The organism is Catenulispora subtropica (assembly GCF_039531675.1).
GTDB lineage: Bacteria > Actinomycetota > Actinomycetes > Streptomycetales > Catenulisporaceae > Catenulispora > Catenulispora subtropica.
In genome coordinates, this window is sequence record NZ_BAAAQM010000026.1 from 111,303 (window position 1) to 129,349 (window position 18,047).

General features: G+C 70.8%; 20 protein-coding genes. 16 read left to right on the forward strand and 4 right to left on the reverse strand.

Annotated features, from left to right (window positions below; translation table 11 throughout):
• Positions 1-92: 92 nt before the first annotated feature.
• The 8 genes from ABD466_RS22870 (at position 93) to ccsB (ending at position 8,917) form a co-directional block, all read left to right on the forward strand.
• Positions 93-1,238, forward strand: a complete 1,146-nt coding sequence (locus ABD466_RS22870; RefSeq protein WP_344659176.1) for a DUF3027 domain-containing protein — start codon at positions 93-95, stop codon at positions 1,236-1,238.
• A 17-nt stretch (positions 1,239-1,255) separates the two neighbouring features.
• Positions 1,256-2,623, forward strand: a complete 1,368-nt coding sequence (locus ABD466_RS22875; protein WP_344659177.1) for an MFS transporter — start codon at positions 1,256-1,258, stop codon at positions 2,621-2,623.
• A 58-nt stretch (positions 2,624-2,681) separates the two neighbouring features.
• The gene (gene hemL / locus ABD466_RS22880; protein ID WP_344659178.1) at positions 2,682-4,001 is read left to right on the forward strand and encodes a glutamate-1-semialdehyde 2,1-aminomutase; all 1,320 of its coding nucleotides are present in this window, start codon (positions 2,682-2,684) and stop codon (positions 3,999-4,001) included.
• Between the two features lie 26 nt (positions 4,002-4,027).
• Positions 4,028-4,681, forward strand: coding sequence for a histidine phosphatase family protein (locus ABD466_RS22885; RefSeq protein WP_344659179.1), 654 nt, complete (start codon positions 4,028-4,030; stop codon positions 4,679-4,681).
• 105 nt (positions 4,682-4,786) lie between these two features.
• Positions 4,787-5,365: a TlpA family protein disulfide reductase gene (locus ABD466_RS22890; protein ID WP_344659180.1), complete on the forward strand. Its 579-nt coding sequence runs from the start codon at positions 4,787-4,789 to the stop codon at positions 5,363-5,365.
• A gap of 66 nt (positions 5,366-5,431) precedes the next feature.
• The gene (locus ABD466_RS22895) at positions 5,432-6,199 is read left to right on the forward strand and encodes a cytochrome c biogenesis CcdA family protein (protein ID WP_344659201.1); all 768 of its coding nucleotides are present in this window, start codon (positions 5,432-5,434) and stop codon (positions 6,197-6,199) included.
• Between the two features lie 16 nt (positions 6,200-6,215).
• A complete protein-coding gene (resB, locus tag ABD466_RS22900; RefSeq protein ID WP_344659181.1) occupies positions 6,216-7,880 on the forward strand; it encodes a cytochrome c biogenesis protein ResB in 1,665 nt (554 codons plus the stop codon).
• A complete protein-coding gene (gene ccsB / locus ABD466_RS22905; protein WP_344659182.1) occupies positions 7,877-8,917 on the forward strand; it encodes a c-type cytochrome biogenesis protein CcsB in 1,041 nt (346 codons plus the stop codon). The genes resB and ccsB overlap by 4 nt, the downstream gene beginning before the upstream one ends.
• Positions 8,918-8,927: 10 nt before the next feature.
• Here the strand turns inward: ccsB and ABD466_RS22910 are convergent, their stop codons facing one another.
• Positions 8,928-9,632, reverse strand: coding sequence for a DUF4230 domain-containing protein (locus ABD466_RS22910; RefSeq protein WP_344659183.1), 705 nt, complete (start codon positions 9,630-9,632; stop codon positions 8,928-8,930).
• 32 nt (positions 9,633-9,664) lie between these two features.
• Between ABD466_RS22910 and ABD466_RS22915 the strand changes: the two genes are divergently transcribed.
• Together ABD466_RS22915 and ABD466_RS22920 are read left to right on the forward strand one after the other, a co-directional pair.
• Positions 9,665-9,868 (forward strand): hypothetical protein, encoded by a 204-nt coding sequence (locus ABD466_RS22915; RefSeq protein ID WP_344659184.1) that lies wholly within the window; start codon positions 9,665-9,667, stop codon positions 9,866-9,868.
• 89 nt (positions 9,869-9,957) lie between these two features.
• Positions 9,958-11,445: a hypothetical protein gene (locus tag ABD466_RS22920; RefSeq protein WP_344659185.1), complete on the forward strand. Its 1,488-nt coding sequence runs from the start codon at positions 9,958-9,960 to the stop codon at positions 11,443-11,445.
• Between the two features lie 18 nt (positions 11,446-11,463).
• Here the strand turns inward: ABD466_RS22920 and ABD466_RS22925 are convergent, their stop codons facing one another.
• The gene (locus ABD466_RS22925; protein ID WP_344659186.1) at positions 11,464-11,868 is read right to left on the reverse strand and encodes a PLDc N-terminal domain-containing protein; all 405 of its coding nucleotides are present in this window, start codon (positions 11,866-11,868) and stop codon (positions 11,464-11,466) included.
• A 110-nt stretch (positions 11,869-11,978) separates the two neighbouring features.
• On the opposite strand from ABD466_RS22925, the gene ABD466_RS22930 reads away from it, so the two are divergent.
• The 5 genes from ABD466_RS22930 to ABD466_RS22950 all read left to right on the forward strand — a co-directional run bounded on the left by ABD466_RS22930 (position 11,979) and on the right by ABD466_RS22950 (position 16,391).
• Positions 11,979-13,460, forward strand: coding sequence for a menaquinone biosynthesis decarboxylase (locus ABD466_RS22930; RefSeq protein ID WP_344659187.1), 1,482 nt, complete (start codon positions 11,979-11,981; stop codon positions 13,458-13,460).
• The gene (gene mqnP, locus ABD466_RS22935; protein ID WP_344659188.1) at positions 13,460-14,407 is read left to right on the forward strand and encodes a menaquinone biosynthesis prenyltransferase MqnP; all 948 of its coding nucleotides are present in this window, start codon (positions 13,460-13,462) and stop codon (positions 14,405-14,407) included. Before ABD466_RS22930 ends, mqnP begins: the two co-directional genes overlap by 1 nt.
• 82 nt (positions 14,408-14,489) lie before the next feature.
• Positions 14,490-15,137 (forward strand): LysE family translocator, encoded by a 648-nt coding sequence (locus ABD466_RS22940; protein WP_344659189.1) that lies wholly within the window; start codon positions 14,490-14,492, stop codon positions 15,135-15,137.
• 18 nt (positions 15,138-15,155) lie between these two features.
• Positions 15,156-15,800 carry a UbiX family flavin prenyltransferase gene (locus tag ABD466_RS22945; RefSeq protein WP_344659190.1) on the forward strand — a complete coding sequence of 215 codons (645 nt, stop codon included), beginning with the start codon at positions 15,156-15,158 and terminating at the stop codon, positions 15,798-15,800.
• Between the two features lie 105 nt (positions 15,801-15,905).
• Entirely contained in the window at positions 15,906-16,391 is a 486-nt protein-coding gene (locus ABD466_RS22950; RefSeq protein ID WP_344659191.1) for a DUF3291 domain-containing protein, read from the forward strand.
• A gap of 226 nt (positions 16,392-16,617) precedes the next feature.
• On the opposite strand, the gene ABD466_RS22955 is transcribed toward ABD466_RS22950, so the two are convergent.
• Positions 16,618-16,743: a hypothetical protein gene (locus tag ABD466_RS22955; RefSeq protein ID WP_344659192.1), complete on the reverse strand. Its 126-nt coding sequence runs from the start codon at positions 16,741-16,743 to the stop codon at positions 16,618-16,620.
• Between the two features lie 258 nt (positions 16,744-17,001).
• Between ABD466_RS22955 and ABD466_RS22960 the strand changes: the two genes are divergently transcribed.
• Positions 17,002-17,469: an Lrp/AsnC family transcriptional regulator gene (locus ABD466_RS22960; RefSeq protein ID WP_344659193.1), complete on the forward strand. Its 468-nt coding sequence runs from the start codon at positions 17,002-17,004 to the stop codon at positions 17,467-17,469.
• Positions 17,470-17,533: 64 nt separating this feature from the next.
• Here the strand turns inward: ABD466_RS22960 and ABD466_RS22965 are convergent.
• A partial coding sequence (locus tag ABD466_RS22965) for a hypothetical protein (protein ID WP_344659194.1) occupies positions 17,534-18,047 on the reverse strand: 514 nt, incomplete at its 5' end.

The window sequence follows — 18,047 nt, forward strand, 5'->3', positions numbered from 1 at the left end:
ATTCAAACGGCAAGCCGCAGATGGCGTCCGTGCGACCCCCGCCGGGCGAACCGCTGTCACGCGGAACCCCCGGTATGGGGGAGAATCGAGGCGTGAACGCCGCGACCGCCATCCCAGCCCGCTCAGCAGACAGCCGGCCGCGCACCCGCCAGCCGGTCCTGGACCCGGTGTGCGCCGAGGCGGTGGAACTGGCCCTCGCCGCCGCCGAGGACGTGGCCGGCATCGGCGAGGTCGGCCGGCACGTCGGCGTGGTCGCCGAGGGGGACCGGGTGGTGACCCACCTGTTCGAGTGCAAGGAGCGGGGCTACCGCGGCTGGAACTGGGCCGTGACGCTGACCCGCGCCCCGCGCACGAAGTTCGTCACCCTGGACGAGACCGTGCTGGTCGCCGGCGGCGACTCGGTGCTGGCGCCGGACTGGGTGCCCTGGAACGAGCGCCTGCGGCCCGGCGACCTGGGCCCCGGCGACCTGCTCCCGACCGCCGAGGACGACACCCGCCTGGTGCCCGCCTACACCGGCGAGGACGAGCAGGAGCCGGAGCCGTACCGCGAGCTGCGGCGGGACACGGTGCCGCTGGTCGCGTACCAGATGGGGCTCGGCCGCCCGCGCGTGCTCTCCCGCGAGGGGCGCGAGGAGGCCGCCGAGCGCTGGCACGAGGGCGAGTTCGGCCCGCATTCGCCGATGGCGCAGGCCGCCCCGGCCCGCTGCTCCGGCTGCGGCTTCCTGACCCCGCTGGCCGGGATGCTCGGACAGGCGTTCGGTGTGTGCACGAACGAGATCGCCCCGAGCGACGGCCGGGTGGTGTCGCTGGACTACGGCTGCGGCGCGCACTCGGAGGCCGCGGTGGTGCCGGCGGCGCATCCGACGTCGGAGCCGGTGGTGGACGAGTACGTGTACGACACGGTGAGCTTCGGGGAGCGGGTCGTGACGCCGGGGGCCGAGGCCCCTGCGACAGGCGAGACGGTTGAGGCTGGGACGCCTGAGGCAGTCCAGGCGGCTGAGACGGCTAAGACGGCTGAGACGGCTGAGACGGAAGCGGCGAGTGGATCTCCCGCCTCGGACACCGCGGGCATGGTGCCCGAGGTTGTGGGTGAATTGGCCGAGGCCGTCGCGTCCGCCGCCGAAGAGGCCGGGGCCGGGACGCCGGTCGAGGCGGTGGAAGTGAGCGTGGAGGCGGTCATCGTGGCCGAGGCCGTGCTCGAGGAAGCGCGCGAGGAAGAACCCGTCGATGAAAGTTGATCTGCGATGCGTGAGATGTGAGCGCCACCCTTACTGAGCCTGCCCGCGGGGTCCGGCGTGACAGCTGGACCCGCTTGCTGTACCTCCAGCTCGGCGCGTTCGCGTTCTTCCTGTACGCCTTCAGCCCTTCGATCAACCTCCTCAAGGACGACCTCCACCTCTCGGCGGGGGTCGCCGGCCTGCACTCGACCAGCTACGCGGTCGGCGTCACCCTCGGCGGCCTGGCCGCTCCCCGGTACATCCGCCGGGCCGGCGGCTCGCGACCGGCGTTGTGGTGGGGCCTGGTCGGTCTGTCACTGGCGGTCGGCTTGTTCTGCGCGGTCCCGGCGCTCGCGGTGACGCTTCCGGCGGCGGCGGTCTGCGGTGTCTTCGGGTGCTGGCTTTGTATAGCCGTGCCCGCGGCCCTGGCCCGCGCCCACGGTCCCGAAACGGGCCCGGCCGCCATCACCGAGGCGAACGCGGTGGCCGCGTTCGTCGGGATCGCGGCGCCGCTCGCGGTCGGCGGCGCGGCGGCGGCCGGCATCGGATGGCGCGCGGCCCTGCTGGCGGTCGCACCGCTCAGCGGACTCCTGTACCTGGCCCTCGGACGCGTGCGGGAGCCGGAACGGCTCGCGCCGGACGTCGAGCAGGTCGTCTTCGAAGCCGATCTCGCGGGTTGCTGCGTGACGGTCGCCGACGCCGGCGGGGGCGTCCAGACCGCCACCCGCGCACCGGTCCCCGCGCCGCGCACCGCTGAACCCGCGCCGCGCACCGCTGAACTCACATCGCGTATCGCTGATCGCGCGCTCGCCGAGCCGCCCACTCCCGCCGAGAACACCCTCCGTGCCCTCCCACGCCGCTTCTGGATGAACCAGCTCGCCGGCGTCTGCGCCGGCGCCATCGAGTTCTGCCTCACCCTCTGGTGCGCGACCCTGCTGCAGGATCGGGCGGGACTGTCCGCCGGAGTCGCCGCGACCGGCGTCACCGCCGTCGTCGCGGGCATGGCCGTCGGGCGGACGGTCGGGGGACGGCTGGCGCTGCGGGTGCCGATCGACCGGCTGATCTTCGCCTCGTTCGCCGCGAACCTGCTCGGCTTCGTCATCTTCTGGCTGGGCTCCACGGCGGTGCCGATGTTCGCGGGACTCGCGGTGGCCGGCCTCGGCGTGGCGCTCCAGTTCCCGCTCATCTCGGCGCGGGGCATCGCGCTGTCCGGCGGGCAGGCGGAGCTGGCGGGCGCGGTGAACATGTTCGGGGCCGGGATCGCGGTCGGGACCGCGCCGTTCGCGCTCGGGTTCCTGTCCGACCGCGTCGGCATCCACAGCGCCTATCTGCTGCTGCCGGTGTTCATCGTCGTCGCGGTGGCGGCGATCGCCGTGTCCGGGGCGCGGGGAGAGGCCGGACGGTGACGTCCTGCGCCGCGAAGGCGATGCGGGCCGGCGCCGGAGGATCTGAGACCATGGCCGCATGAGCACGTACCCGTACGAGGCCCCCGAGACCCAGTCCCAGCTCCTGTTCGACCGGGCCCGGGCCGTCACCCCCGGCGGGGTGAACTCCCCGGTGCGCGCGTTCGGCGCGGTCGGCGGCACGCCGCGGTTCATGGCCTCCGGCGACGGCGCGTACCTGACCGACGTCGACGGCAACCGCTACGTCGACCTGGTCTGCTCCTGGGGCCCGCTGATCCTGGGCCACAACCACCCGGCGGTGGTCGAGGCGGCGACCAAGGCGCTGCGGAACGGTACCAGCTACGGCGCGCCCTCGGCCGGGGAGGTCGAGCTCGCCGAGGAGATCGTGGCGCGCATCGCGCCGGTCGAGCAGGTGCGGCTGGTCTCCTCCGGGACCGAGGCCACGATGAGCGCGATCCGCCTGGCCCGCGGTTTCACCGGCCGGGGCAAGGTCGTGAAGTTCGCCGGGTGCTACCACGGCCACGTCGACGCGCTGCTGGCCGCCGCCGGCTCCGGCGTGGCGACCTTCGCGCTGCCGGACACCCCCGGCGTCACCGGCGCCCAGGCCGGCGACACGCTCGTGCTGCCCTACAACGACCCCGAGGCCGTGAAGGCCGCGTTCGAGGCCCACGGCCCGGAGATCGCCTGCCTGATCACCGAGGCGGCGCCCGGCAACATGGGCATCGTGCCGCCGCAGCCCGGCTTCAACCGGTTCCTGGCCGACATCTGCGCGGCGCACGGGGCGCTGTTCATCTCCGACGAGGTGATGACCGGCTTCCGCGCCTCCCGCGAGGGCATGTACGGCATCGACGGCGTGGTGCCGGACCTGATGACTTTCGGCAAGGTCATGGGCGGCGGCTTCCCGGCGGCGGCGTTCGGCGGCCGCGCCGACGTCATGGCGCACCTGGCCCCGGCGGGTCCGGTCTACCAGGCCGGCACGCTGTCCGGGAACCCGGTCGCGACCGCGGCGGGCCTGGCCACACTGCGGCACTGCACCCCCGACGTCTACAGCCACCTCGACACGACCGCGCACCGGATCGCGCAGCTGGCCTCCGAGGCCCTGTCGAAGGAAGGCGTCCCGCACACCGTCCAGTTCGCCGGGACCATGTTCTCCGTCTTCTTCACCGACAAGCCGGTGAAGGACTACGCCGACGCCAAGACCCAGGACTCCAAGGCCTACGCGGAGTTCTTCCACGCCATGCTGAACCGCGGCGTGTACCTGCCGCCGAGTGCGTACGAGGCCTGGTTCGTGTCGGCCGCGCACGACGAGGCCGCCGTCGAGACCATCGCCCAAGCCCTGCCGCACGCCGCCCGGGCGGCCGCGGCAGCCGAGAAGTCCTGAAACCTCGAGAGGAAACCCGACACCCCATGGCCGAGACCAAGACCGTCGTCCACCTGATGCGCCACGGCGAGGTCTACAACCCGGACGGCATCCTGTACGGCCGCCTGCCCGGCTTCCGCCTGTCCGACCTCGGGCAGAAGATGGCCGAGCGGGTCGCCGACCACTTGGCCGACCACGACGTGCGGGCGGTGGTGGCCTCGCCGCTGCAGCGCGCCCAGGAGACCGCGGCCCCCATCGCTTCCCGCCACGACCTGGAAGTCGCCACCGACGAGCGGCTGATCGAGGCGGCGAACTTCTTCGAGGGCAAGAAGTTCTCGGTCGGCGACGGCGTGCTCAAGCGCCCCGCGGTCTGGTTCAAGCTGTGGAACCCGATGAAGCCGTCCTGGGGCGAGCCGTACAAGGAGCAGGTCAAGCGTATGCACGCGGCGCTGCACGACGCCGCGCAGCTGGCCCCCGGCCACGAGGTGGTGCTGGTCAGCCACCAGCTGCCGATCTGGATCAGCCGGCTGGCCGCGGAGAACCGCTCCTTCCTGCACGACCCGCGCAAGCGGGAGTGCACCCTGGCCTCCCTGACCTCCTTCGAGTTCATCGGCGGCCGCATCACCGCGGTGCGCTACAGCGAGCCCGCCAAGGACCTGCTGCCGGTGAAGAACACGAAGAAGTTCGTCGCCGGGGCGTAGCCGGACGAGTGCGCAGGGTCCGCCGTCGCGGGCGGAGCGTGATGCTTCGCCCGTTTCGGCGGACCCTGTCGCACAGCGGTGCGGCCAGCATGCGAAACTTTTCACATGCTGCGCAGGACGGAACGAACACGCAGGTCGCTCGCCGTGGCGACGGCCGCCGCCCTGGCCTTCGGGCTGGCCGCCTGCGGGGGCTCGTCCGGGCCGAAGAACAAGAACGGCGACGGCACCGCGGTGGCGTTCGCCGTCGGCCAGCGCAAGCCGTTCCCGATGTTGTCCGGCACCACCCTGGACGGCGCGAAGCTTGACCTGAACACCTTCAAGGGCAAGGTGATGGTGGTGAACCTGTGGGGGTCCTGGTGCCCGCCCTGCCAGCGTGAGGCGCCGTACCTGGAGCACGCCTACGAGGCCTACAAGGACAAGGGCGTGCAGTTCGTGGGCATCGACACGCGGGACGACCAGGCGCAGGCCCGGGCCTTCGTCGCGGACAAGCAGATCGGCTACCCGAACCTGGTCGACGGCGACGACGAGTCGCTGCTGACGAAGCTGGTCGGCATCACCTCGCTGCAGAACGTGCCGTCCACGATCATCGTCGACAAGGACGGCAAGATCGCCTGGCGCGCGCTGCGCGAGGTCACCTACGACGAGGTGGCGGCGGCCCTCGACACCGTCGTCACGCAGAAGTAGGGCGGCGTCGTGAGCACCTCCGCGGCCGTGCTGTCGCACCTGGCTTCCTCCTACACCTCGACCCAGATGAAGGTGGAGTACGGCAGCTTCCTCGTGGCCGTGCCGATCGCGTTGGCGGCGGGGCTCATCTCGTTCCTGTCGCCGTGCGTGTTGCCGCTGGTCCCCGGCTACCTCTCGTATGTGACCGGCCTCACCGGCGTGGACCTCGGCGACCAGACGCTCGACGAGGCGGCCCGGGCCAAACGCGGTCGCATGATCCTCGGCGCGTTGTTGTTCGTGCTCGGCTTCAGCATCGTGTTCGTGCTGCTGGAGGCGTTCGCCGGCTGGAGCGGCGCCTTCCTGCTGTCCCACCGGCGGACGATCCAGATCGTGCTGGGCGGCCTCACGATCCTGATGGGCCTGTCCTTCGCCGGCGTGGTGCCCGGAGTGGTCAGCCGGGTGTTCAACCGCGAGGCCCGGTTCCACCGGGACCCGCGGGTCGGGCTGGCCGGCGCGCCGCTGCTCGGGGTGCTGTTCGGCCTGGGCTGGACGCCGTGCATGGGCCCGACGCTGACCGCGGTCTCGTCGCTGTCCCTGGACGACGGCAACACCGGCCGTTCGGCGCTCATCGGGGTGGCGTACTGTCTGGGGCTGGGCCTGCCGTTCGTGCTCACCGCCGTGGCCTTCCGCAAGGCGATGGGCGCGTTCGGATACGTGAAGCGCCACTACCAGGCCGTGATGCGGATCGGCGGCGGCATGCTCGTCGTCATCGGCGTGCTGCTGGTCACCGGCCAGTGGAACCACCTGGTGGCCTGGCTTCAGGGTCAGACCAACGGGCTCGTGTCCCCGATCTAGAACCGAGACTGTGAAGATGGCGTCGCCGACCGAAGAGATGGACGCGGAGAGCCTGTCGACGGCACCGCGCGAAGAGAGCAGCCAGGGCGCTGTCGCGCTGCCGCGCCTGAGCACGTGGGAGATGCTGCGCTGGGCCTGGCGGCAGCTGACCTCGATGCGGGTGGCGCTGGTCCTGCTGTTCATGCTGTCGCTGGCGGCGATCCCGGGGACGCTGCTGCCGCAGCGCAGCGCCAACACCGACCCGACGCTGGTCACCGCCTGGATCGACCGGCACACCACGGTCGGGCCGCTGCTGGACCGCCTGCAGTTCTTCACCGTCTACAAATCGGTGTGGTTCACCTCGATCTACCTGCTGCTGTTCATCTCGCTGATCGGCTGCATCGTGCCGCGGTCGTGGCAGCACGCGAAGACGTTGCGCAAGCCGCCGCCGGCGGCGCCGCGCAACCTCGCGCGGATGCCGGTGACCTACCAGTGGAACGACAGCTCGGGCGTCGCCGTGGACGCCAAGCTTGTCGCCGCCGAAACCGCGCTGAAGAAGAAGCGGTTCCGGGTGGTGCGCGGGATCGACGCCGACGGCGGCGGGTGGGTCTCGGGGGAGAAGGGGTACCTGCGCGAGGTCGGGAACCTGGTGTTCCACCTGTCCCTGGTCGGGATCCTGGTCGGATTCGCCGTCAAGGGCTTCTACGGCTACCAGGGCAAGATCCTCATCACCGAGGGCCAGAGCTTCCAGAACGTCTCGCTGAAGTACGACGACCAGGAACTGGGCGGCGGCGTCAACTCGGACAAGCTGCCGCCGTTCTCGCTCAAGCTCAACACCTTCGAGGCCCGCTACGAGACCAACAAGGACTCGAAGGACCTCGGCCAGCCGCGCGGCTTCACCGCGAACGTCACCTACAGCGCCGCCCACTCGGACCAGAAGAAGCAGAAGGCTGTCAAGCTCAACGACCCGCTCAGCGTCGACGGCGTCAACCTCTATCTGGTGAGCCACGGCTACGCGCCGGTCATCACGGTCCGCGACGGAACGGGCAAGGTGGTCTACAGCAGCCCGGTCAAGTTCTTCGAGGCCGGCGGGATGTTCAAGTCCACCGGCATGCTGCGGCTGTTCGACGGCATCAAGGACAAGGACGGCAACAAGACCTCGCTGGGTATCCAGGGCGTGTTCCTGCCGACCTTCGCCGGGATGAGCGCCACCCAGGGCCCGATCTCGGCCTTCCCGGCGGCCTGGAACCCCGAGCTGGTCCTCAACGTCTACACCGGCGACCTCGGAGCCCAGAACTCGGTCTACCGGTTCGACACGACCAAGGCCCGGCAGGCGGTGCTCGACCCGAAGAACAACCGCAAGGCCGTCGCCCTGGACCTGGAGCAGGACAAGACGGTGCAGCTGCCGGACGGGATGGGGTCGATCTCGTTCGACGACGTCAAGCAGTACGCGCAGTTCGACATCAACCACGACCCCTCGAAGACCCTGGTCTTCGTCTCGGCCGTGGGGATCGTCGGCGGCCTGATCCTGTCCCTGGGCATCCGCCGGCGGCGGGTGTTCGTGCGGGTCAAGCCGGCCGGTGACGAGGCGGTCCGCGTGCAGGTGGCGGGGCTGGCCCGCGCCGAGGACGCGCGGTTGCGGGACGAGGTGAAGGGCGTGGGCAGAGGTCTGCGTCCGGCGAAGGTGGGAGCACAGAAGTGATCAACGAATCGCTGGCGAAGTTCTCGAACTGGGCCATCTACATCGCGATGTTCGTGTACCTCGGCGCGTTCTTCGCCTACACGGTGGAGTGGGTGTTCGGGCGGAAGTCGTCGTTCGTCGTCAAGGCGGCCGCGGTCGCCGTCCCCGCGCAGGCCGAGGCACTCGTCGGGGCGCCGGGGGCGGACCGGATCAGCGTTCCGGACGACTTGTCCGAGCTGGACGACCTGCCGGACCTGGAGGAACCGGACCCGGTGATCGACGGTGGCGACATGCGCGCGATCACCGCCGGCGGGTTCGCGGTCGGGCTGACCATGCTGGGCTTCGGGCTGCACGTGATCGGCGTCCTGTGCCGCGGTCTCGCGGCGCACCGGGTGCCGTGGGGCAACCTGTACGAGTTCACGATCGCCGGCTCGGCGGTGGCGATGGCCATCTACATCGGCCTGCTGTTCCGCAAGAACGCGCGCTGGCTGGGCGTCTTCGTCACCGGCTTCGTCGTGGCCATCCTGGGCCTGGCCGTCGAGGTCCTCTACAAGGACGCCGAGCAGCTCGTCCCGGCCCTGCACTCGCCGTGGCTCGTGGTCCACGTCGCCGCCGCCGTCCTGTGCTCCGGCGCGTTCACCGTCGCGACGCTGTCGACGATCCTGTACCTGTTCAAGTCCCGGTACGAGACCCAGGCCAAACTCGGCGTCGCGAGCCCGACGTCGATGTGGAAGCGCGTGCCGTCGGCGATGAAGCTGGACCTGGTGGCGTACCGGATCCTGGCGTTCTCGTTCCCGATCTGGACCTTCACGGTGATCGCCGGGTCGATCTGGGCCGAGCGGGCGTGGGGCCGGTACTGGGGCTGGGACCCGACCGAGACGTGGGCCTTCATCACCTGGGTCGTCTACGCGGCGTACCTGCACGCGCGGGCCACCCGCGGATGGAAGGGCCGCAACGCCTCGATCGTGGCCCTGATCGGCTACTTCTGCTTCATCTTCAACTACTTCGTCGTGTCCATCTTCGTGAACGGCCTGCACTCCTACGCGGGCGTGAAGTAGATCCGCGCGGCTACTTGTAGTTCACCGTGATCGTCCCGGTGAACCCCAGCGAGTGCAGCAGCCCCTGCAGCATCTGCGTGGTGTCCTTCTCGGCGATGGGCACCAGCTGGCTCTTCGCGGCGGCGCCGTCGATCTGCTTGGTCGCCTCGACCAGCAGGGGCTGCACCTGGTTCGGGTCGTTGTTGAAGAGCCGGTCGAACACGCCCTGCTGCTGGCCGATGATGTAGCTCTTGTGCACGTCCAGCGCCGTCGGGTCGAGCACGGGCTTGGGCAGCGTGATGGTCGCGGACAGCCGGTCCGCGGACACCTGCACCTTGTCCTCGCCGAGGTTGGTGAAGTCCACGTAGGCGCCGACCGTGCCGTCGCCGAGGAAGAACGTATCGCTGCCGGCCAGGAACGAGGGCAGCCAGGAGCTGTTCTGCACCTCGACCACGACCTGGAACTCGCCGCTGGACGCCTCGAACCGCTTCAGCTCGCTGATCGACTTCAGGAGCACGGGGCTGCTGCGGACCGTGGTGGTCTCGGCGAACGGGTTGCGGAAGTGGATCAGGTCGGTCACCGCCCCGAGGAACGTGAACGCCACGACGAGCGCGATGGCGCCGACGCCCCAGCGGAACAGCGTGGCCCGCAGTCCGCGGCGGTTGTCCGTTCTGACGACGATCTGCGTCTGGCCGTCACGGGAACTTTCCCGAACTGGCTTGTCCCCACCTGTCACAGTGACCCCCTAACGCAGTTATCTTATGACCTATGGCGGCTATCGGAAGACGCTCCGGGAAGCGTTACGACGACGATGACCGGGGCATACGCCGGTCGGGCGGCAGCGGCTGCCTCTGGTATGCCCTCATCTTCCTCATCGTGATGTTGATCCTGTCCTTGATGTTCGGGGGCTTCCACAAAGGCCATCTCCATCCGAACGGGCTGCGCGCGGGATATGATCACAGCGGCGCGTAGCGACCCGATGACGGGTGGTGGCGGGTGACGGGCGGGCACTGTCCCGGATTGCCCCCATCCCGGCACCGCCTTTCTGAGACCATGTGACGGTGAGACCCAAGCCGCGCCGTCAGCCCCACCACTCCTCGCGTCCCGGTACCCCGAACCGGCGGGCGCATCCGCCGTCGCCGGAGCGGCACCCCGAGCTGCCTCCGGAGTTCGAGCAGCTCTTCGACGCGCTGGACGAGGTGTACGGCGATCCGCGGACCGTGCGCACGCCGCTGGACGCCGAGCTGTGGGCCTCGGCCTTCCTGGGCGGGCTGTGGACCGCGGCGCTGCAGCAGGACGATGAGCCCGAGGGTGCCGAGCTGGGCCTGGTCGAGGTGCTGGAGCTGGTCGCCTCGCCCCGGACCCAGGCCGTGCTGTGCGCGGTGGCGTCGGTCGCCTCGCCCGACGTCGCGGTGCGCGCCGCGGAGGCCTCGGAGCGGCTGTTCCGCAAGGGGGTGCGGCGGCCGGACTGGTACGGCGCGTCGCTGCAGCCGGTGGAGTTCCTGGAGGGCTGGTCGGTCTCCGACGTGTTCGCCGACGGCGAGCTGCTGATCGCGGCGTTCAAGCGCGGCAAGGACAAGTACGCGTTCACCGCGACCGTGGCCAACAACGCGCAGGGCAGCGTCGTGGAGGTGCTGCTGGTCGATCCCGCGGACCTGCCGGACATCCTGGCCGAGATCCGGGCGGAGTTCTCCGAGGCGGCCGAGGGCGTGTTCTCGCTGGACGAGATCGACGGCGGGGAGCTGCGGCGGCGGCTGGAGCCGGCGGTCCTGGAGACGGTCGTCGACGAGGACGAGTACGACGACGAGGAAGAGGGACTGGAACCGGACGAGGCCGGCGGCGCCGACGGGGCCGCGCGCCTGGAAGCGGTGGACGGCCGGGACCCGCTGGCCGGCTTCGAGGACCTCGACGAGCTCGACGACCTCGACGTCCAGGACGGCCTGGCCGCCATGGACGAGCTGGACGAGCTGGACGATCTCGACGACCTGGCCGACCTGGACGACCTGGACGACCTCGACCTCGACGAGGACGACGACGAGGGCGACGACTTCGCCGCGCTGCGGGCCCTGATGCTCTCCCGCCTGGCGGTGCTCCCGGAACCCGCCGAGCTGCCCGGCGGCGCCGACTTCGGCTACGACCTGGACGACCTGCCCACCCTGCTGGACGAGTTCACCGGCAGCGACGACGCCCGGGAGCTCCCGCACCCGGCGATCGTGCGGGAGTGGGGCGAGGTGTTCGCCCGCCTCGGGCTCACCGAGTTCGCCGGCGACCCGCCGCTGTACGGCCCGGAGAAGTTCGACACCCTGATCAACGTGCTGATCCCGGCCCGGGTGAACGCCGACGACACCCAGCTGGAGCTGCTGGAGCCGGTCGCCCTGGCGTGGGCGCGGTGGTCCACGCGGCGGGTCGGACTGGCCGAGCCGGTGTCCGACTACCTGGTCGAGGCGGTGGAGGAGAGTTTCGAGGACTTCCCGCAGGCCTACAGCGACCCGGTGTTCACCATGGACCGGCACATGTTCGGGTTCACCATGCAGTCGACGGCGGGCTGAGCCCGCCGGTCCGCGCTCTCAGGTCTCCGGCCGGTCCCGCTTCAGCTGTTCCGCGAGCTTGCGCAGGAACTCCGGGTCGTCGTCCGGCGGCACCGTCCAGCCACCCGGCGCGATCCCGCGGCCGGGGGTCTGGGCGCGGCCGGTGCCGATGACGCGCGGCCGCGCCTGGTGCGAGCCGGGGCGGCCCAGCGAGCCGAACAGGCCCGAACCCCGGTCGGTGGCCCGGCGTCGGGGCTCGTGCGGCTGCGCGGCCCGGCCGCTGAAGATCCAGAGCAGCGCCCCGAGGTAGGGCACGGCGATCAGCACCGCCCACACCGGCTTCGGCAGCAGCCGCACATACGGACGCGGGGTGAGCAGGCAGTCGACCCAGGCGAAGATCGCCAGCGCGATCGGGATCAGCCACTGGACCACGAAACGGAGCAACGCCCACCCTCCCTGGAACTCGTGGGTTCTAACGTTTCAACAGTAACGGCGAACCCCGCTCTGCGGGACCGGTACCGGGGTCTTCCCGCCCCTGCCACATACTGGTCACCATGGCCTACGACGATCTGCGCTCCTTCCTGAAGGCCCTCGAACGGCGAGGGCAGCTCAAGCGCGTCCGCGCAGAAGTCGACCCGCACCTGGAGGTCGGGGAGATCACCGACCGGGTGCAGAAGGCGCCCCGCGGGGACCACCACGCCAACACCGCGCTGCTGTTCGAGGACGTGCGCGGCGCCCGCACCCCGGCGGGCGACCCGATCCCGCTGGCCATGAACGTCTTCGGGACCGAGGAGCGCCTGTGCCTGGCGCTGGGCCTGAAGGACCTGGACGAGATCGGCGACCGGATCGGCGACCTGCTCAAGCCGGAGCTGCCGCACGGCGTCTCCGGGCTGCGCGACGCCCTCGGCAAGGCCGCGCAGCTGAAGTCGGTGCCCCCCAAGCACGTGAAGAAGGCGCCGGTGCAGGAGGTGGTGCTGACCGGCGACGCCGTCGACCTGGACGCGCTGCCGGCCCTGCACACCTGGCCGGACGACGGCGGGGCGTTCTTCAACCTGGGGCTGACCCACACCAAGCACCCGGAGACCGGCGCCCGGAACCTGGGCCTGTACCGGTTGCAGCGCCAGGACAAGCGCACCATCTCCATGCACTGGCAGATCCACAAGGACTCCACGAACCACTACGCCGTCGCCCAGCGCCGCGGCGAGCGGCTGCCGGTCGCCGTCGCCTTCGGCTGCCCGCCGGCCGTGACCTACGCCGCCACCGCGCCGCTGCCGTCGGACATCGACGAGTACCTGTTCGCCGGCTTCGTGCAGGGCAAGCGGGTGGAACTGGTGGACTGCAAGACGGTGCCGCTCCAGGTGCCGGCGCACGCCGAGGTGGTGCTGGAGGGCTGGCTGGAGCCCGGGGTCACGCTGCCCGAGGGGCCGTTCGGCGACCACACCGGCTTCTACACCCCGGTGGAGCCGTTCCCGGCGCTGACCGTGTCCGCGGTGACGATGCGCGAGAAGCCCTTGTTCCAGTCGATCGTCGTCGGCCGGCCGCCGACCGAGGACGGGCCGCTGGGCCGGGCCACCGAGCGGTTCTTCCTGCCGCTGCTGAAGATCATCATCCCGGACCTGGTGGACTATTCGCTGCCGGAGGCCGGCGGTTTCCACAACTGCGCGATCGTCTCCATCGACAAGCGTTATCCGAAGCACGCGCAGAAGGTGATGCACGCGATCTGGGGCGCGCATCTGATGTCGCTGACCAAGCTGATCATCGTCGTGGACGGTGACTGTGACGTGCACGACTACGCCGAGGTGGCGTGGCGGGCGTTCGGCAACGTCGACTACTCCCGCGACCTCACGGTCGTCGAGGGCGTGGTGGACCACCTGGATCACGCCTCCTACCAGCAGTTCTACGGCGGCAAGGCGGGTATCGACGCCACCCGCAAGCTGCCGGAGGAGGGCTATCACCGCGGCTGGCCCGAGATGATCTCCTCCGACCCGATGACCGCCGCGAAGGTCGACCGCCGCTGGAAGGAGTACGGCTTCTGATGTCCACCGCCCCTGTGGAACCCACCGGCACCACGCGCGAGGTCAACGCCGCGCCGGAGGCCGCGCACGGCGTGGTCGGCGGCACCCGGGCCTTCCTGCGCCTGGTGCTGATCGAGCACTCGGTGTTCGCGCTGCCGTTCGCCTACATCAGCGCGCTGTGGGCGATGTCCGAGACCACCGGCCATGTGAACTGGGCCAAGCTGCTGCTGATCACGGTCGCCATGGTCGGCGCCCGGACCTTCGCCATGGCGATGAACCGGATCATCGACCGGGAGATCGACGCCCGGAACCCGCGCACCCAGATGCGGGAGCTGGTCACCGGTGCGGTGTCGGTGCGGACGGCGTACCTGGGCTCGCTGGCCGCGCTGGCGGTGTTCCTGGCCGCCGCGGCGTCGCTGAACCGGCTCTCGCTGTTCCTGGCCCCGGTCGCGGTGGTGCCGCTGGTCGTCTATCCCTACGGCAAGCGGTTCACGAACTACCCGCACGCCATCCTCGGCGTCGCCCAGGCCATCGGCCCGATGGGCGCCTGGATCGGCGTCACCGGCCACTGGTCGTGGCAGGCCACGCTGCTGGGCCTGGCCGTCGGCTTCTGGATCGGGGGCTTCGACCTGATCTTCGCCTGCCAGGACGTGGCCGCCGACCGGGTGATCGGCGTGCACTCGGTCCCGGCGCGCTTCGGCATCGCCGCGGCGCTGCGCGCGTCGATCGCGACCCACGTGATCACGCTCGGCCTGCTGGTGTGGTTCGGCGTCGTGGCGCACGGCGGCGCGTTCTGGTGGATCGGCGTGGCCGTGGTCGCGGCGGCGTTCTGGTACGAGCACTCGCTGGTCAAGCCGGACGACCTGTCGAAGGTGAACCGGGCGTTCTTCACCACGAACGGGTTCGTGGGGATCTCGCTGTTCTGCTTCGCGCTGATCGACCTGATCGTGCGGGGGCTGGGCGTCTAGAGGGCGGGAGGCCCGGCCGCGGCCGGCCGTGTGCGTCCGAAAAACGGATGACCCGGAGGCGGGGAGGAGGGAGTCTTATTCGATGGTCTCCTTCTCGCAACTCCTCCTGGTCTCGGGCGCCGCGTTGGTGTTCGCGCTCGTCCCGGGCCCCGCGGTGGTGTTCATCGTCACGCGTTCCGTGGACCAGAACCGGCGGGCCGGGATGGCGTCGGGTCTGGGCGTCGCGGTCGGCAACTGGGTGCTGGTGATCGGTGCGGCCTATGGGCTCTCGGCGCTGCTCGCCACGTCCACGGCGGCTTACGACGTGGTCCGGTTCACCGGCGCCGCGTACCTGATCTATCTCGGCGTCCGCCGGCTTCTGGACCGGCGGTCGACGTTCGAAGCGGACGCGGTGCCGGCCCAGCCGCTGGGCCGGCTGTTCGGGCAGGGCGCGGTGGTCGGGCTCCTGAACCCGAAGGCCGCGCTGTTCTTCTTCTCGTTCCTGCCGCAGTTCGTCGTGAGCGGGCACGGTGCGGTGGCGACGCAGATGCTGGTGCTCGGGACGGTCGTGGTCGCGATCACGCTGGCGAGCGACTGCGGATACGCCGCGCTGGCCGGGGGTGTCGGACAGGCGCTGCTGCGGCGGCCGAAGGTGGTGCGGCGGCAGCAGGTGGTCGCGGGGTGCGTGTACATAGGGCTCGGGGTGGCCGCCGCGGTCACCGGGCCGAGCACGGCGAAGGCCACGGCGTAGCGGGGGGACAATGGAGGCGTGATCGACCACCCGCGCCGTCCCTGGATCGTCGGCGTCTCCGGTGCTTCCGGGACGCCGTACGCCGCCGCCACCATCCGTGCCCTGCTGGAGGCGGGCCAGGACGTGGACCTGGTGGTCAGCCGGGCGGCGCGGCTCACGATCCTGGACGAGACCGGGATCGGGTTCCGCGACGGGCACTGGCGCGAGGACCTCGCCGCCTGGTTCGGGTGGCCCGCCGACCACCCGCGGCTGGACGCCGTCCGCTACTGGGCCGCCGGCGACTTCGCGGCCGGGCCGTCCTCGGGCAGCTATCCGGCGCGGGGCATGGTGGTGGTCCCGGCGTCCACGGCCGCGGTGGCCGGCATCGCACTGGGACTCTCCAAGGACCTGTTGCAGCGGGCCGCCGACGTGACGCTGAAGGAGCGTCGGCCGTTGGTGGTCTGTGTGCGCGAGACGCCTCTGAACCGGGCGACGCTGCGGCACATGCTGGAGCTGGACGAGGCCGGGGCGGTGGTGCTGCCGGCCGCGCCGGGCTTCTACGCGGGGCTGAAGGACGTGCAGCAGCTGGTGGACTTCGTGGCCGGGAAGATCCTGGACGTGCTCGGGGTCGAGCACACGCTTTTCCAGCGCTGGCGCGGGGAGATCGGGTCCGCCCGCCCGTAACCCGTCGCCGCCCGTCAAGGAGACGCTGCGCGTCGCCGTATTGCTCCGCGAGACGACCGCTGCTGGACGCGGCATAGACGTAAGCGGCCTGAGTAGCCTGCGCTCATGGACACCGTCGACACTCTGTCCGGCCCCTTCGAGGGCTTCCATCTCGCGCAGGTGAACATCGGACGGCTCGTCGCGCCGCTGCACGACCCGGCGGTCGCGGACTTCACCAAGAACCTGGGGCGGATCAACGCCCAGGGCAAGGACATGCCGGGGTTCGTGTGGCTCCTGGAGGGCGACGACCCGGAACTCGGCGCCAGCGACGTCGCGTGGCCCGGCGACCCGGAGACCATCGTCAACCTGACGGTCTGGACCTCGATCGGGGCGCTGCGGGACTTCGTGTTCTCCGGGGAGCACCGGGCGCTGCTGGCCCGGCGCAAGGAGTTCTTCCAGCCGCAGCCGGTCGCCGTCGCCACGATGTGGTGGATCCCGGCGGGGCACGTTCCCACGGTCCAGGAGGCGCACGACCGGCTGGCGCACTTCCGGGAGCACGGGGCGACCGCGTACGCGTTCTCGTTCCAGCGGCGGTTCGCACCGGAGGCGTAGCCGGACCGCGCGTGGCGGAAAACGAAGGAGCGCCCGTTCCAGTCCCGGGGGGACGGACTGGACGGGCGCTCCCGTTGTTCCCGGCCGCCCTATCACCCGAACGTCGATCCGAGGGGGGAGTCGATCGACGCGACGGGCGGCCGGAGCTCTAGTGGGTGGTTCGGGTGGTTCTCGTCGTCTTCGCGCTGCGGCGCGCGGTGCCGGCTTTCAGCGGCGTCTCCGCTGCTCAGCCCTGGTTCCGGGCCTTGCGGGCGGTCTTCACGGAGCGGGCCAGACGGTCCTCGGCGGCCTGCTTGCGGAGGGCGTCCAGGCGGGCGTGCGCGGCGTGCAGCTCGTACGGGGAGAAGTTCATCGTTGACTCCTTGGATCCCTTGGGCTTAATCTCTTCTACGCCTTCGATTCTAAGGAGTTATACGCTCCGTGTCCAATTGATTGAAGGTGAAGCCGGTCACAGATCGTGAACAGGCGGTGCCCGCCGCCGGTCCACACCCCCGATCCGGGACCGGCCGGCCGCCGCCGCGGTCCCGGCGCGGGGGCGGGGACCGCGGCGGCGAGCCGATACGCTCGCAACCGGACATCCAGCACCGACACGAAGAGGTGGTCAGGAAGCATGGACGCGGTGGACCGCGCGTTGATCGACGCGCTGCGGACCAACGGCCGCATGTCGTACGCGGAACTGGGCCGCCTGGTCAGCCTCTCGGGGCCCTCGGTCACCGACCGGATCAACCGGTTGGAGGCCAACGGCGTGATCACCGGCTACCGGGCCATGGTCGCGCCCGACCAGCTCGGCCTGAACGTGACCGCGATGATAGGCATCCTCCTGTCGGACTCGGCGGAGCTCGACGACGTCGCCTGGCGGCTGCGCGACGTCCCGGAGATCGAGGACTGCTTCTTCGTCGCGGGCGAGGAGTCCTTCCTCCTCAAGGTCCGGGCCGGCCACCCCGAGGACCTGGAGCGCATCATCGGCCGCATCACCCGCATCCGCGGCGTGGCGCGCACCCGTACGACGATCGCCCTGTCCACGAAGTGGGAGGACCGGCCGATGGCGCTGGCGGAGCCGGAGGAAGAGGCGAAGTAGGAGCGGAAACGAAGCGGGCCGTGGCCGGGATCACCCGGCCACGGCCCGCTTCGTCGTCGCCCGGCTACGCCAGAACGATCGTCACCACGATCGTGACGATGCCGATGTGCGAGGCGATCACCGCCGCCAGGCACGCGTACCGGCCGTTCGCCGGGGTCGCGTCGTCGGTCAGGTAGGCGCCGGCGAGGACCGCGAGGCCGGTCACGATCGGGACGGTGGCCAGCGGGGTCAGGTGCGGGATCACGTTCTTCACCTGGGCGGCGAACAGCAGGCTGAGCCAGCTCAGGCCGGCCACCACGGCGAAGCCCCAGGTCAGACCCAGGGGGTTGATGCGGCGCCAGCGCAGCAGGCCGCCGATGACCGCCATGGTGAACGGGATCGCGGCCGCGCTGTAGGTCAGCAGCTGGGAGTTCAGGGTGACGCCGGCGATCGAACGGGAGGAGCCGCCCGCCGAGGCCGTGCCGCACAGGAAGGCCACGATCAGGGCGGGGACGGCGCCGATCGCGAAGGCCGTGCCGAGGCGCTGGCCGAGCGGGATCGCGGGGGCGGACGCCGCTCCCCGCCCACCGCGCGCACCG